The sequence below is a fragment of the Arthrobacter sp. 05N33_2 genome, from assembly GCF_056397425.1.
The window spans coordinates 138,477-154,036 of sequence record NZ_JBFTNJ010000003.1; the positions used below are offsets into that span (position 1 = coordinate 138,477).

The 15,560-nt window shown below is 59.2% G+C and carries 10 protein-coding genes and 1 pseudogene; 7 read left to right on the forward strand and 4 right to left on the reverse strand.

Annotated elements, in window-relative coordinates:
• Positions 1-100 precede the first annotated feature (100 nt).
• The 5 genes from AC1DHX_RS04310 to AC1DHX_RS04330 all read left to right on the forward strand — a co-directional run bounded on the left by AC1DHX_RS04310 (position 101) and on the right by AC1DHX_RS04330 (position 9,842).
• A complete protein-coding gene (locus AC1DHX_RS04310; RefSeq protein WP_476859237.1) occupies positions 101-1,666 on the forward strand; it encodes a type I restriction-modification system subunit M in 1,566 nt (521 codons plus the stop codon).
• 44 nt (positions 1,667-1,710) lie between these two features.
• Positions 1,711-2,826 (forward strand): restriction endonuclease subunit S, encoded by a 1,116-nt coding sequence (locus AC1DHX_RS04315; RefSeq protein ID WP_476899879.1) that lies wholly within the window; start codon positions 1,711-1,713, stop codon positions 2,824-2,826.
• A complete protein-coding gene (locus tag AC1DHX_RS04320) occupies positions 2,823-5,678 on the forward strand; it encodes a type I restriction endonuclease subunit R (protein ID WP_476899875.1) in 2,856 nt (951 codons plus the stop codon). The genes AC1DHX_RS04315 and AC1DHX_RS04320 overlap by 4 nt, the downstream gene beginning before the upstream one ends.
• 104 nt (positions 5,679-5,782) lie before the next feature.
• A complete protein-coding gene (locus tag AC1DHX_RS04325) occupies positions 5,783-7,798 on the forward strand; it encodes an ATP-dependent nuclease (protein ID WP_476899876.1) in 2,016 nt (671 codons plus the stop codon).
• Positions 7,791-9,842: a UvrD-helicase domain-containing protein gene (locus AC1DHX_RS04330; RefSeq protein WP_476859233.1), complete on the forward strand. Its 2,052-nt coding sequence runs from the start codon at positions 7,791-7,793 to the stop codon at positions 9,840-9,842. Before AC1DHX_RS04325 ends, AC1DHX_RS04330 begins: the two co-directional genes overlap by 8 nt.
• A 17-nt stretch (positions 9,843-9,859) precedes the next feature.
• Here the strand turns inward: AC1DHX_RS04330 and AC1DHX_RS04335 are convergent, their stop codons facing one another.
• Entirely contained in the window at positions 9,860-10,303 is a 444-nt protein-coding gene (locus AC1DHX_RS04335; RefSeq protein ID WP_476899877.1) for a helix-turn-helix domain-containing protein, read from the reverse strand.
• 235 nt (positions 10,304-10,538) lie between these two features.
• On the reverse strand, positions 10,539-10,757 hold the full coding sequence (locus tag AC1DHX_RS04340; protein WP_018776166.1) for a hypothetical protein: 219 nt from the start codon (positions 10,755-10,757) through the stop codon (positions 10,539-10,541).
• Positions 10,758-10,888: 131 nt separating this feature from the next.
• Here AC1DHX_RS04340 and AC1DHX_RS04345 point away from each other — a divergent pair, with 131 nt between their 5' ends.
• Positions 10,889-12,154, forward strand: coding sequence for a helix-turn-helix domain-containing protein (locus AC1DHX_RS04345; RefSeq protein ID WP_459385576.1), 1,266 nt, complete (start codon positions 10,889-10,891; stop codon positions 12,152-12,154).
• A 33-nt stretch (positions 12,155-12,187) separates the two neighbouring features.
• Here AC1DHX_RS04345 and AC1DHX_RS04350 read toward each other — a convergent pair whose 3' ends face one another.
• Together AC1DHX_RS04350 and purD are read right to left on the reverse strand one after the other, a co-directional pair.
• On the reverse strand, positions 12,188-13,201 hold the full coding sequence (locus AC1DHX_RS04350) for a phosphoribosylaminoimidazolesuccinocarboxamide synthase (RefSeq protein ID WP_476859231.1): 1,014 nt from the start codon (positions 13,199-13,201) through the stop codon (positions 12,188-12,190).
• Positions 13,198-14,508, reverse strand: a complete 1,311-nt coding sequence (gene purD, locus AC1DHX_RS04355) for a phosphoribosylamine--glycine ligase (RefSeq protein WP_476899878.1) — start codon at positions 14,506-14,508, stop codon at positions 13,198-13,200. The genes AC1DHX_RS04350 and purD overlap by 4 nt, the downstream gene beginning before the upstream one ends.
• A 716-nt stretch (positions 14,509-15,224) precedes the next feature.
• Here purD and AC1DHX_RS04360 point away from each other — a divergent pair.
• A pseudogene (locus tag AC1DHX_RS04360) lies at positions 15,225-15,560 on the forward strand (molybdopterin-dependent oxidoreductase); the annotation flags it as partial.

Here is a 15,560-nt window from a genome sequence, read left to right on the forward strand (position 1 = left end):
GTGTACCGCTGCCAAGATTTGTCGGTGCTCGCTGCTAAGTTGAGAACGCAGCCTCAGGGGATCAAGTAAGCGCGCAGGCGCAAGGAGTATAGACAAAACCATGGCCGGAGTCACCAAGGAAGCGCAGCGCGCGGAGCTACACAAGACGATCTGGCGGATCGCCAACGACCTGCGCGGGAGCGTCGATGGCTGGGACTTCAAGAGCTACGTGCTCGGGATCCTCTTCTATCGCTATATCTCCGAGAACCTCACGGCCTACATTAACGAGGGCGAGCGAAAGGCCGGTCACCCAGACTTCGACTACGCAGATCTTCCAGACTCCGAAGCCGAGTTCGGGCGCAAAGAGACAGTCGCAGAGAAGGGTGTCTACATCCTCCCCTCCGAGCTCTTCGCCAACGTACGTAATCGTGCCGAGGACGACGAGAACTTAAACGAGACGCTTGCGAAGGTCTTCAAGAACATCGAGGGCTCAGCCGTCGGCACTGACGCCGAGGACGATCTAAAGGGTCTCTTCGACGACCTCGACGTCAACTCAAGTAAGCTCGGCCACACCGTCGCCAAGCGAAACGAAAAGCTCGTGAAGCTCCTCGACGCCATCGGTGATCTTACGCTGGGCAATTTCGCCGATCACACTATCGATGCCTTCGGCGACGCCTACGAGTACCTCATGCAGATGTATGCGTCGGCTGCGGGCAAATCCGGGGGTGAGTACTACACTCCCCAAGAGGTCTCAGAGTTGCTCGCCCGTCTCACGGTTGTCGGCAAGACATCGGTGAACAAGGTGTACGATCCGGCATGCGGCTCAGGCTCGTTGCTGTTGAAATTCGCCAAAGTGCTCGGCAAGGAGAATGTTCGCCAGGGCTTCTATGGCCAGGAAATCAACCTGACCACGTACAACCTTGCGCGGATCAACATGTTCCTGCACGACATCAACTATGAGAAGTTCGACCTCGCGCACGGCGACACTCTGATCGATCCTGCCCACTGGGGTGACGAGCCCTTCGAAGCGATCGTTTCCAACCCGCCCTACTCAATCAGGTGGGATGGTGACAGCAATCCTCTCCTCATTAACGATCCACGCTTCGCCCCTGCCGGTGTGCTTGCGCCGAAGGCGAAGGCCGACCTGGCATTTACGATGCACATCCTTTCCTGGCTCGCAGTAAACGGGACGGCGGCGATCGTTGAGTTCCCTGGCGTCCTTTACCGCAGTGGAGCCGAGCAGAAGATTCGCAAGTACCTCATCGACAACAACTACGTCGATGCAGTCATTCAGCTCCCGTCAGACCTCTTCTTTGGTACGACGATCGCGACCTGCATCATTGTGCTGAAGAAATCGAAGGCGGACAACGCAGTCCTTTTCATCGATGCCTCAACTGAGTTCGTCCGTGAAGGCAACAAGAACAAGCTCACGGATGCCAATCAGCAGAAACTCCTCGACGCCTTCACTGCGCGGGAGAATTTCGACCACTTCACGCGGCTCGTCACGAACAAAGAGATCGCCGATAACGACTACAACCTCGCCGTCCCGTCTTACGTTGACGGYAAGGACACCCGCGAAGTCGTCGACATCACGGAGGTGAACGCCGAGATCACTCGTATCGTTGCGCGACAACAGGAACTCCGGTCGGAAATCGACGTGATCATCGCCGACCTGGAGAGTGCGTAGTGAGCCGAATAGACGTCTTGATCGCTGACCTTTGTCCCGACGGGGTGGAGTTTTGCGCATTGAGTGAAGTTGCCACGCTACAACGTGGCACTTCCATCACACGGAAATCAGTGGTGCCCGGTTCTGTCCCAGTGGTTGCGGGAGGACGGGGTCCCGCATACTTCCACAGTGAGAGCAACCGTAGTGGCAGCACGATTACGATTGCTGGATCGGGTGCTTACGCGGGCCACGTCTCATGGTGGGATATACCGATCTTTGTCTCAGATGCATTCTCGGTGAAACCCTCATCGTCAAGGCTGGACGCAAAATACTGTTTCTACTGGATGCAAAATATTCAAGCCGATCTTCATGCATTGAAGAGTGGAGGCGGCGTTCCGCACGTCTATCCGCGCGATGTCGCCAAAATCCGTTTGGCGGTTCCTCCTCTAGCAGTGCAGCTAGAAATCGTGAAGATTCTGGATCGCTTTACTCAATTAGAGGCGGAATTAGAGGCGGAGCTAGAGGAACGAAGGCTTCAGTATAGTCACTACCTTAATTCGCTAATGAACCCCGGTGATGACGTACGCTGGATCCCTATGGGTGAACTGGGCAGCTTCGTCCGGGGTCGTAGATTCACGAAGGCTGACATGGTTGATGCTGGCATCCCAAGCATTCATTACGGCGAAATTTACACTCATTACGGAGTGTCCGCCACGTCGACAATTTCTCATGTACGAAGTGATTTGGCATCCCAACTGCGCTATGCCCAGCCGGGAGACGTCGTGATCGTCTCCGTGGGAGAAACTGTCGAAGACGTCGGCAAAGCCGTCGCTTGGCTCGGTGATGGGGGCGCTGCGATACACGACGACTCATTTTTGTTTCGGCACACTATGAACCCCAAGTTTGTATCGTATTTCTTCCAGACTGATGCTTTCCACTCGCAGAAGAGTGGCTACGTTTCGCGAGCCAAGGTAAAGCGTCTGTCAGGCGAGAGCCTGGCGAAGGTCAATATGCCTGTCGTGCCGCCTGACGAGCAGGAACGCATCGTTTCCATCCTCGACAAGTTCGACATGCTCGTGAATGACGTCAGCGACGGTCTGCCTGCCGAGCTTGCTGCCCGACGTAAGCAGTACAAGCACTACCGCCACCATCTTCTGATGTTCAAGGAGTTGGCGGTATGAGCGAAGCAATAGCACGAAAGTACGACCCGATCGCCATTAGTAGCGAGAGCACGGTCGTCGCCGAATACGTGCCTGATAGCGCCAACGAGGCGGCGTACCAATCCGAGGCCGATCTGGAGCGCGAATTCATCAAGCTCCTGCAGTCCCAGGCCTACGGGTACTTGCCGATTACAAGCGAACCGCAACTGATCGCAAACCTCCGCGCGCAGCTGGAAGTACTCAACGGCATCACCTTCAGCGACAGCGAATGGGATCGTTTCTTCACGGAGCGGATCGTAGGTGCCAATGATGGCATTGCCGAGAAGACCCTGCGCCTTCAGGAAGACCACGTTCAGCTACTGCGACGCGATGACGGCTCCACAAAGAACATTCTGCTCATCGACAAGGCGAATATCCACAACAACCGGCTACAGGTTATAAACCAGTACGAGATCGGCCAGGGCGAAGGTGGTGCCGCGCGTTCCACACGCTACGACGCGACCGTGCTCGTCAATGGTCTTCCAATGGTCCACATCGAGCTGAAGCGCCGCGGTGTCGATATCCGAGAAGCATTCAACCAGATCGACCGCTACCAGCGCGATAGTTTTTGGGCTGGGTCCGGCTTGTTCGAGTACGTACAGCTGTTCGTAATTAGCAACGGCACACTGACGAAGTACTACTCCAACACGACCCGTCGTCAGCACGTGGCCGATGCCGCGGGCTCGAAACGCGTGCGGAAGACATCGAACTCATATGAGTTCACTTCATGGTGGGCTGATGCTCAGAACAAGCCAATCCAGGACCTGACGGCGTTTGCAAAAACATTCTTTGCAAAGCACACCCTCTTGAACATCCTCACGAAATACTGCGTCCTAACAGCTGACCGGATGCTGCTGGTCATGCGGCCGTACCAGATCGTGGCCACCGAGCGAATCCTGCAGAAGATCGACATCTCGACCAACTACAAGCAGTTGGGCTCCGTCGCCGCGGGCGGCTATGTCTGGCACACCACGGGCTCGGGCAAGACGCTGACGAGCTTCAAGACCGCGCAGCTTGCGTCTAAACTCCCGAGCGTAAACAAGGTGCTGTTCGTCGTGGACCGCAAGGACCTGGACTATCAGACGATGCGCGAGTACGACCGGTTCGAGAAGGGCGCCGCCAACTCGAACACCTCGACGTCAGTGCTCAAGAAGCAGCTCGAGAACCCGCAGGCAAAGATCATCATCACAACGATCCAGAAACTTGCGACGTTCATCAAGGCGAACACGGGCCACGAGATCTACTCCGGTCATGTTGTGATCATCTTCGACGAATGCCACCGTTCACAGTTCGGTGACATGCATACCGCGATTACGAAGGCGTTCAAGCGATACAACCTCTTTGGTTTTACTGGTACGCCAATCTTCGCCGCAAATGCCGGCAGCGGCGGCAACCCGCAACTAAAGACTACCGAGCAGGCTTTTGGCGACAAGTTGCACACCTACACGATCGTTGACGCGATCACCGATAAGAATGTTCTGCCGTTCCGTATCGACTACGTCAACACCATCAAGCTCCCGGAAGGTCTCACGGACAAACAGGTGTCCGCCATCGACACAGAACAGGCCCTGCTCGCACCCGAGCGGCTGCGGCAGGTCACCGCATACATACTTGAGCACTTCGACCAGAAAACTAAGCGCGCTCAGCACTACTCGCTCGCTGGCAAGCGCGTGCATGGTTTCAATGCACTATTTGCGACCGCCTCGATTGAAGCCGCCAAGCGCTACTACAATCAGTTCTTCATGCAGCAACGTGACCTCCCGCCGGCCCGTCAGCTAAAGGTTGGCCTGATCTTCTCTTACGCAGCGAACGAAGCAGTGGAAGACGGTGCACTCGACGAGGAGGGCTTCGAAACAACCGCACTCGATGCATCGTCACGCGACTTCCTGGAGGATGCAATCCAGGATTACAACGACATGTTCGGCACTAGCTTTGACACGTCCGCTGACAAGTTCCAGAACTACTACAAGGACCTCTCGCTGCGCCTCAAGCAGCGCGAGATCGACGTCGTCATCGTCGTCAACATGTTCCTCACCGGGTTCGACGCCACGACGCTAAACACGCTGTTCGTGGACAAGAATCTGCGGGCGCATGGTCTCATCCAGGCCTATTCGCGAACAAACCGCATCCTCAACTCGGTCAAGACCTACGGCAACATCATCACCTTCCGCGATCTCGAGGAAGAGACCAACGACGCCATCGCGCTCTTTGGTAACAAGAATGCCCAGGGCATCGTGATCCTCAAGCCATACGGCGAGTACTACGACCAGTACGCCGACAAGGTCACTGAGCTATTGGATAACTTCCCGCTTGATACGCCGATAGTTGGAGAGGCGGCACAGAAGGCGTTTATCGCCCTCTTCGGCACCATCCTTCGGCTCCAGAACATCCTGACGTCCTTTGATGACTTTGCCGGCCAAGAGATTCTGACGGATCGACAAGGTCAGGACTACCGCAGCGTCTATCTCGACCTCTATGCCGAGTTCCGCCGTGGCAAGGTCTCGGACAAAGAGTCGATCAATGATGACGTCGTCTTTGAGATCGAGCTAATCAAGCAGGTCGAGATCAACGTGTTCATCGCTGGACGCCGAGAAACCGAGCTCGATGCCATCATCGAGTCCGAGGGACTGCGCCCAGACGAGACCCGTGTATTCGTCGAAACGGCGTTTCGAGACGGAAGTATCCAGACGACCGGAACGGCGATAACAAAAGTACTCCCTCCTGTGTCGCGATTTTCGGCTAAGGACGGTCATGGTGAGAAGAAGCAGCGAGTGCTTGAGAAGCTAGGCACCTTCTTTGAGCGATTCTTCGGCTTGACGTCTAACGACGGGTAGTAGTACGCAACATGGGACTTTCGGTCGTAACTTCCTTGGACTGAGACCAGGTAGGCCGACCGGCAATCATCAACGAAATATTGGGGGATTAGAACAGCGTGTATTTGTCACAACTTAAGATCGAAAATTTCAGACAATTTGGCCCGAACGGAATGATAGTCGACTTTCAGCCTGGCGTCGTCGCCCTAGCTGGTCCGAATGATAGTGGTAAATCCGCAATTATCGATGCGATCCGATACGTCCTGACAACAAAGGATCAGGAGTTCATTTCTGTTCAGCCGGAAGACTTTCATGTTTCGAAGACTGGCAAGATTTCTGATGAAATCACACTGACATGCACATTTTCCGGGCTTTCAAAAGCCGATCATTCTGCTTTCCTTGAGTACCTGACGCCAAAGGAAGATGGTGAGCTTGTTCTTTATATCCAGTGGAAGTGCGCCAAGAAGTCGAGTTCAGGTTCACGTCGATGGAATGATATAACGCTGAAGTCTGGGCTTGATGGCCAGGGTCCGAGCATCGACTCACTGACGAAACACCTCCTGGCTTGCGCCTATCTCCGGCCCCTGCGTGATGCAGAACGTGAAATGTCGTCAGGCCGGAACTCTCGCTTATCACAAGTCCTCACCAAATTCCCAGACATCACAAGCGGTACCGCACTGGATCCAGGAGTACTTCCTGGAGACATTCCCGAAGTCGAAGCTCTGAGCTTGGCGGGCCTTTCTGAATACATCCGACATCTAGTCAACCGGCACAGTGGCGTAACGTCGGCGACAAAGAGTATCAATGACGACTACCTTTCGAACTTGAGCCTGGTGGGTGACGACCTAGCTGCCGAAATCAACTTCGTGAGCGGACCCGACGACACCACGCGACTCAAGCAAATCTTGGAACGGCTCGAACTCAATCTGTTCGATACACCGTCTCAATCGGCGTACGGACGCTACGGGTTAGGATCTAACAACCTGCTCTACATGGCATGTGAGCTACTCCTGATCTCCAAAGAGCGCGAAGGTTTACCGCTGCTACTCGTTGAAGAACCTGAGGCGCACCTCCATCCCCAGCGTCAGCTGCAGCTCATGAGCTTCCTGGCAGGTAAGGCAACTCCCAAGGATGGCCAGCCGCCAATTCAAGTGATCATATCAACACATAGCCCTGTTCTGGCGTCAAAGGTGAAGGTTGAGAATATCATTCTCATCAATRGCAACCAAGCATTCTCCTTGTCCATGGAGAGAACTATGCTTTCAAAGTCGGATTATCGTTTCCTTGGTCGATTCTTAGACGCCACCAAGTCAAATCTTTTCTTCGCACAAGGTGTCATTATTGTTGAAGGTGATGCGGAGGAGCTGCTGCTGCCAACTATATCCCGACTTATCGAACGTGATCTAACGAAGTTTGGAGTATCAATCGTAAACGTTGGGTCTACAGGATTGCGACGGTATTCTCGCATCTTTCAGCGGCAGCATCCGGAGACGACAACAGGTAGCAACGAGGAGCAACAGGTAAAGATTCCGATCGCATCAATTTCGGATCGCGACATAATGCCGAATGAGGCGCCGGAGATTCTCGGATACGTCAAAGATGAAGATGATGAGAAATGGAGTAACAAGAAGAGAAAGTGGCGAATTGAAGATGACCCAAAGTTCCTAAGCGATCCTGACACTCCGGATGATGGCGAATATGAGAAGGGCCGAGCGGCGATCGTCAAGAGGTTGACAGCTGATGACGGTCAATACGTGAAAACGTTTCACGCCGATTATTGGACTTTTGAATACGACTTGGCTCTAGCGGGGCTAGCCAAGCAAGTGTTTGTGGCTGCGAAGCTAGCTCAGGCGGACGATCGGATCCATAAGGCAGATCAAGTAACTGCTGTATTCGAAGAAGTAGTCGATGACGCAACCACTGAGTTTGAAAAGCTTGAAGCTGCGTACAGCAACGAGATGCTCGCCGTCCATGTGTACAAAGAGTACGTGATAGAAAAGGCTTCAAAGGCAGTTTCGGCGCAGTATTTGGCTCAGATCCTAGAAGAAGAGTTTGTTGGACGGCCAGGTGACTTGGCAGCAGTCTTGCCAAACTATTTGAAGGATGCCATCAAATACGCAACGAGCTTTGGCGATGACTGAACTTCCCGTATGGACTCGTGACGTTCTCAGTCCGTCATGGACAGCGGAAGATCAGATCGCCAGCGTCGTTAGCGCCATGAACATCAAAGAACTCGATGTCGAGCGCCGGCAGTTTCTAGCAGATTTGTCGTCATTCGACGTTAGCGCATGCCCAGGAAGCGGGAAGACAACACTGGTTGTCGCAAAGATCCTGCTCCTTTCTCGAACCTGGAATTCAAAAACCAGGGGAATGCTCATGCTTTCTCACACGAACGTCGCCAAGAACGAAGTTGCCAAGCGCTTTGAATCACTTGGGGAGAAGCTACCTACCGATGGTCGCCCACACTACATTGGGACCATCCACGCATTTGTCAATAAGTTTCTTACGACTCCCTACCTGCTATCGGAAGGGATTGAACCAAGGGCAATTGATGACGATATCGCCCTCAACGTACGCAAACAATTCTTGGGGCAAAAACTTTTCGGTTTGAGTGCATTTTTGCTGCGAAAGCGCACTTCCTTGGAAGCGATTCGGCTTACGGAGGCCGACTTGGATAAGCCATTCGGCGAGAGTCTCCTCGGAGTTGCATCTGCAGGAACGGAGTCGTACCGCTCGGCAGCACACGCTGTACGAGAATCAATCAAACTTGGGTATCTCCGCCATGACGAAATATTTGTCTTCGCTAAYAGATACCTGGACTTGCATCCAGAAATCGCTGCCGCGCTTAGACATCGATTCCCTTTCATCATGATTGATGAGATGCAGGATACAACCACCGAACAAGCCAAACTGTTGGCACGAATTTTTCCTCAAGACCAAGTCGACATTAGCGTCGAGCGAATCGGCGACCCTAATCAGGCCATCTACGGATCAGACAATCAGAATGGCTTTCCTCGGGCTGATCATTTGTCCATCGCTAACAGCTTTCGATTCGATGAAAGTATCGCCCGACTCGCCTCTCCGTTGGCTGTCCATTCAGTTCAACCAGACGGACTGCGTGGCATCGAACGGGGCACCACCACGTCCACAATGCAACACGCGTTCATAGTCTTTCATGCCGACGCCATTGACATGGTGCTCCCTACTTTCGCCCAGGTCGTTGCTGACGTAACCCCCGCTCACATCGTTCGTACTGCCAAGATCTCGGCCGTAGGAGCGAGGCACTTTCTACCTAAGGACGAGGCCGATAACCCCAGCCACTTCCCGAAGGTCCTTAGACACTATCTGCCCACATACGCGCCTCGTTCTGCCGGAGCAACTCATGCGAGCAGGACCTTCACGGAATACGTAGTCCATGCTCGAGGGCTGGTCGAAGAGACCAGTGGGCTGTCTGCTGGTTTGGAACATGTAGCCGAAGGACTCTTGAGGTTCGTCAACAGTGGACTGAGCTACCGTGACCGGGCGTCAATCAAACCGCGAAAGTTTAGACAACTGATGGACCTATTGGAGTCTGTCGACGCGGACGTTTCTGAGTTCCGTGAGGGCCTAGGAGTGATCCTGGCGCCAGGTACCCAGCCGACTTTCCGTGAGATGAACGATTTTGGTCAGCAGTCTCTTGCGCTAGTGATGCCCCTTGCAACCGCACTTGGGTCCACGCCCAACGCTTCTGTTTTCTTCGATCCATCACAAATCGAACTGCAATCACCCAGACCGAAAGCTGAGAAGACTAGACCGGCGAACTCCTACATACACAGCACCGACGGTGCACTAGACGTTCTGATTGAAGTCAGTTCGATTCACGCAGCCAAGGGGGAGACCCACGGGGCAACGCTTGTTCTCGACACGTTCAACAGAGCTCGGTTCGTAGAGAAGCTTCTGCCGTGGCTCACAGGCAAAAAAGCCAGCGCTACGATCAAGACCTCAAATGGTGATAAAAAACGGCTACATGAGTGCTACGTTGCCATGACCCGCCCTACCCACCTACTAGCCGTTGCGGCGGTTGAAAAGTCCCTGGGCAAGTCTGAGGCTGAAATCGAAAAGTCGATAGAAAGTCTCGAGGCCCATGGATGGAAGGTCTTGCGGCTTCCCGGGAAGACAGCAAGAGTAGCGGAGCCCGCAGCTTAGACGTGAGTCCCCTGCCACTACTTTGAGTCAAGAAGTACATCCACGAGCAAGAACTTCCTCGCCGTGTCGTAGCTGCAACCAACACGCTTAGCGATGTCGCGGATGATCATGCCCTGCTTGCGGAGTCGACGGACCTCTTTCTCTTTGGCTGGCGTCAGGCCACGAGGTCTGGCCTCGACGCCATGCTCAGCGAGCAGTCGCAGAAAGGTTGACTTAGCGATGCCACATTCGCGAGCCAGCGAGGTGCTCATCTCGCCGGCTTTGTATCGATCAACGAGCCGGGCGAGTTCATCCGAACTGAAGCGATCTGCGATCCGGTAGCGCTGCGTCTTCGGAATAGCTTGCGGCGGGCGCGGCTTGGTGTAGACAGYATCCATACGCTCGAGTGCAGCAGCGATCGTATTGAGCTGGTCGATTTTGTGGCAACCATGCTTGGAGTAACGTGCAAGGACCTCGACCAAACACAAAGAGGGCCCTCCACACGGAGGGTCCTCTTTTGCATGTCCGGTGGTAGGTCCGGCACGATTTCATGACACCGGCACCGGCGATCGTCCCGGCCCAGGGCCCGGCCCCTGCCCCCGGACACAACGCAGCCCCGGGAGGAAATCTCCCGGGGCTGCGCCGGATATCCGTGCCGCAGGCAGCCGGCCGTTGCTGCGCCGGGCCTGCCGTGTCGGGCTTGTTACATCGGGCTTGTTACATCGGGTCGGGCCAGTTGCCGACGTTCAGCGAGTGGGTCATGGGGTCGGGCCAGTTGCCCACCGCCTGGGCGGTGCGCATGGGATCGGGCCAGTTGCCGACGGCGGCAACGTCTGAGACATCGGTAAGTGAAGCAGCGGACAGCACGGCCGGGGCCGCGGCGGAGAATGCCAGTGCGCCCGCCAAAACGGCGCCGGCTGCAATCTTCTTCAACATAGGTTTCCTCAATATGGGTTGGGGTTCCTTAACCAAGTCAGCACTACCCTTGTTGACACACATTGTAAAATGGTTTCTACAGAGACTGTCAAGCATTTAGTACAAAGAATGTCCGGAATTAGGAGGTATCCGTGGGGAACGGATTTGGGGAGAAGCTCCGCGCGGAACGGCTCGAACGGGGCCTGACGCAGGCGGAGTTGGGCCGTGACCTGTACTCCCCCAGCTACATTTCTCTGCTGGAAACCGGACGCCGCGAGCCGACCGCCGATGTCATCGAGGAGCTTGCCCGCCGGCTTGAACTGGCCCCCAAGGCGCTTGAGGCCTGGAGCCAGCCGGTGTCCGTCAGCGACGCCGAATACGTGCTCGCGGGATTGTATGCCCGGCAGGCCTGGGACCTCCGGGACTACCCCGTGGCCGCGACCCACGCCGCCGCCGCCGCCAAGATCGCCCTGGAGGCCAAGAACACCAGCGCGTGGTGGAACATGACCTATATGCAGGCCGAGTGCCTGATCAAGCAGGGCCTCTGGCAGGAGTGCAAGGACGTGGTCCAGAATCTCCTGGAGCACCCGATGGCCGCGGAGTCTGCCGGGCTCGGCGTCCGGGCCCAGCAGATGCTCGCCGCAGCCTCGCAGGGCCAGGGGCAGCTGACCGCCGCCGTCGAGCATGCGCAGGAAGCGGTGCGGCTCTGCGCACAGCTGCCCAAAGGCTCCACCATGATCATCGGCGCCCTCCGCGCCCTGATTGGTGCCCTGGCCGAGAGCGGCCGGCTCGATGAGGCCTGGGAGTACTGCCAGGCCATGAACGACCAGATGGACGACCACTCGATGTCCCAGCTCGCCGGCGAGGTGGCCTGGGTGATCGGCAACGTGGCCTTCATGCGCCACGACTATCCCGAGGGGATCAAGTACCACGAGCGGGCCGGCCGGCTGCTCTCCCCGGCCAACGACATCGACCTGTGGGCCCGGTTCAACAAGGCCTCCGCCGCCGTCCGCCTCTCCTCGGGAATAGTCGAACCCGAGACGCTCTCATCGATCGAGCGCGCCGAACTGGCCCTGTCGATTGTCGGCGGCAACAAGACCGACCAACTGGAGGTCGCCTTCATCCGGGCCCGCTGGCTCTACCTCACGGGCGACATCGTGGCCGCCGTCCAGAAGCTGCGCGAGATCCATGCCGAGCGGGAGGCTCTGGCCCGGCACACGGCCGGCGAGGTCTCCCTGCTGCTGGGGAAGGCGCTCAAGGCTGCCGGGGAGGCCGCGGAGGCGCTGGTGTACCTCGAGGAAGCCCAGAAGGAGTTCAGCGCGGCGGGCGCCTCGGACCGGGTCCAGCAGGCGCTGGACGCCGTGCTCGAGATCAAGCTCGCCCAGCGCCGGGCCGAGGCCGCTTCCGCGGAAGCCTAGCCCCGGCCGGACCGGGCTGGGCGAACGGCCCGGCTAGGCGAACGTCCGGCCGGTGAGCTTCTCGTAGGCCTCCACGTAGCGGCTGCGGGTGCGCGCCACAACGTCGGCCGGAAGGACGGGCGGGGGCGTGTCCGAGGCCTTGTCCCAGCCCGACTCCGGCGAGGTCAGCCAGTCGCGCACATACTGCTTGTCATAGGACGGCTGCGCCTGGCCGGGCCGGTACGTGGCCGCATCCCAAAACCGTGAGGAATCCGGGGTCAGCACCTCGTCGCCGAGCGTGATGACGCCGGTCGCCGCGTCGAGGCCGAACTCCACCTTGGTGTCCGCCAGGATGATGCCGCGGCCGCGCGCGATTTCCTCGGCCTTGGTATAGATCTCCAGGGTCAGCCTGCTCAGGTCCGCCGCGACGTCCGCACCCACGAGGCCGACGACGGCGTCATAAGTGATGTTCTCGTCGTGCTCGCCCACCTCGGCCTTGGCCGACGGCGTGAAGATCGCCTCCTGCAGCCGTGACCCGTCAACCAGGCCGGCGGGCAGCGGGATGCTGCACACTGTGCCCGACGCGCGGTACTCCGCGAGCCCGGTGCCGGTGAGGTAGCCGCGCGCGATGCATTCGACCGGGAACATGTCCAGCTTCTTGCAGATCATTGCCCGGCCCTCGACGGCGGCGGGGACACCGTCGTCGGCCGTGGAGGCGAGGACGTGGTGCGCGACGCCGAGCTGGTCGAACCACCACAGGCTCAGCTGGGTCAGGATGCGGCCCTTGTCCGGGATCTCGCTGGCCAGTACGTGGTCGAACGCACTGATCCGGTCGCTGGCCACCACTAGGACACAATCCTGGCCGAAGCGTTCCGCGACGGCCGGATCCGCGGGGACGTAGAGGTCGCGGACCTTGCCGGAGTAGACGTGCCGCCAGCCGGGCAGGTCCTGCGTGGCGGTGTCGAGCCCGCCCTTGGGCCGGGTCTCAGGCGGGGTCTCAGGCGTGGTCTCAGGCGTGGTCTCGGGCTGGGTGCCGGGCGTCGGCGCTGCGGATTCGGTCACGTTCATGCCTTCGCTTTCGACGCGGCCGCGGTTCCCGGCCCGGCTACCCGGATCTGGCCGCGGGCGGCCTTGCCGCCGATGTCGGTGCGGAACTGGCTGCCGTCCAGCTGGACGAGCTCGACGCCGTCGTACGCCCGCTCCCGGGCCTCCACGAGGTCCGTGCCCAGCGCCACCACGGCCAGGACGCGGCCGCCGGCGGAGACGACCTTGCCTTCGCCGTCGAGCTTGGTCCCGGCGTGGATCACGTGGACGCCGTCCAGGGCGTCGACCTTCTTCAGGCCCCGGATGCGGTCGCCCGTCCGCGGGGTGTCGGGGTAGTTTTCGGCGGCCACGACGACGGCGACGGCCGTGTCCTTGGACCAGCGCAGCGGCCGCACCTTGTCCAGCTCGCCCTTGGCCGCTGCCATGAGCAGCCCGCCGAGGGGCGTCTTGAGCCGGGCGAGGACGGCCTGGGTTTCGGGATCGCCGAACCGGACGTTGAATTCGATGACCCGCGTGCCGCGCGAGGTCAGGGCGAGGCCGACGAAGAGGACGCCGACAAACGGGGTGCCGCGGTGCGCCATCTGGTTGACCGTGGGCTGGGCGACGCGGTCGATCACTTCCTGTACGAGGCCTTCGGGGGCCCACTCCAGCGGTGTGTACGCGCCCATGCCGCCGGTGTTGGGGCCCTCGTCGTTGTCGAAGATGCGCTTGAAGTCCTGCGCCGGGGACAGGGCCACGGTGTTGGTGCCGTCGCAAAGGACGAACACGGAGACCTCGGGTCCGTCCAGGAACTCCTCGATCACCACGGTGCCGCCCGCGTCGAAGCAGGTCTGGGCATGCGCGAGGGCCTCGTCCCGGTTGGAGGTGACCACGACGCCCTTGCCGGCCGCGAGCCCGTCGTCCTTGACGACGTACGGGGCGCCGAAGGTATCGAGGGCGTCGGCGGCTTCCCCGGCGTTGGAGGCAACGCGGGCCATTGCGGTGGGCACGCCGGCCTCGGCCATGACTTCCTTGGCGAATGYCTTGGACGCTTCCAGCTGGGCCGCGGCCTTGCTGGGGCCGAAGACCGGGACGCCGGCGGCGCGGACGGCGTCGGACACGCCGGCGGCGAGGGGCGCCTCCGGACCGACCACCACCAGGTCAACGGTGAGCTTGAGGGCCAACGCCGCGACGGCGTCGGGATCGTTCGCGTCGATCGCATATGTGGGGACCAGCGCGCTGATGCCGGCGTTGCCCGGGGCCGCGTGGACCTCAGAAACGTTCGGGTCTGCAAGCAAGGATCGGACAATGGCGTGTTCGCGGCCGCCGGGGCCGATGACAAGTACCTTCACAGTCTCCAAGGGTACGTGGTGCACCCCGCAGGCTCCTAAGCTGTGTCGGCCGCCGGACATGCTCAATTTTCGCGGCGGCGCCTCGCGGGCGCCGGGCAATCCTGAGCGCGGCGCTCCCGGCGCAGGGCGGCAATCCTGAGTCCGGCAGTCCCGGGCACCAGGCAATCCTGAGCTCAGCAGCGCCGGGGACCGGGGGCAACCCGCGGGACATGCCCAGTCCCGGCCGCGGCCACTGGGCATAGTGCCACCATGCCCATGCCTGGCTCCCGAGGCTGGACATGTCCCGTGGTGCCGGAGAGCATGCCCCTGCCGGGGTGCCAAGGCTGGACATGTCCTACTGGGTCCGGGGAGCATGTTGCACGCGCCAAGTTACGGCCGGACATGTCCCCGGCCGCCTGTCACAGACCCAGGCACCAGCCGCGGGACTGCATCTGAGTCCGCAGCGCGGCTCCGACGGGCGCCGGGCAATCCGGGGGACATGTCCTGCCCCGGCCGCGGCCACTGGGCATAATGCCACCATGCCCATGCCCGGGTCCCAGGACTGGACATGTCCCGTGGTGCCGGAGAACATGCCCATGCCCGGGTCCCAAGACTGGACATGTCCCGGGGACCGCGGGCATGCCCACGCCACGGTCCGGCAGGAGGGCATGCGCACACGCCCGGAACCAGGCCCGGCGCCGAACAATCCGCGGGGCGCGCGGCTACGAATGGCATGTATGAACAAACCCAGCATGAAGCCCAGCAAGCGGTCCCGCGGCGCCACAGCCCTGGCCGCGGTGGCCGGAGTGGCTGCGGCCGCCGTCGTCCTGTCCGTCGCGGAACTGATCGGGGCGTTCTTCACCACACGGGCGACGCCCCTGATTGCGCTGGGCTCGACGTTCATCGACTTCACGCCGCTGTGGATGAAGAACTTCGCCGTTGAAACGTTCGGCACCAACGACAAGGCCGCATTGTTCGTCGGCATGGCGGTGACGATCCTGCTCCTGGCGTGCGTGCTCGGCATCGTGGCGTACCGGACATGGGCCCTGGGTGTGGCCGGGGTGGTGCTGATG

Excerpts from the sequence above, each read along its gene's own strand:
- AC1DHX_RS04320 (WP_476899875.1), top strand. The coding sequence starts at position 2,823 with ATGAGCGAAGCAATAGCACGAAAGTACGACCCGATCGCCATTAGTAGC.
- AC1DHX_RS04340 (WP_018776166.1), bottom strand. The coding sequence starts at position 10,757 with ATGTTGAAGAAGATTGCAGCCGGCGCCGTTTTGGCGGGCGCACTGGCA.
- AC1DHX_RS04350 (WP_476859231.1), bottom strand. The coding sequence starts at position 13,201 with ATGAACGTGACCGAATCCGCAGCGCCGACGCCCGGCACCCAGCCCGAG.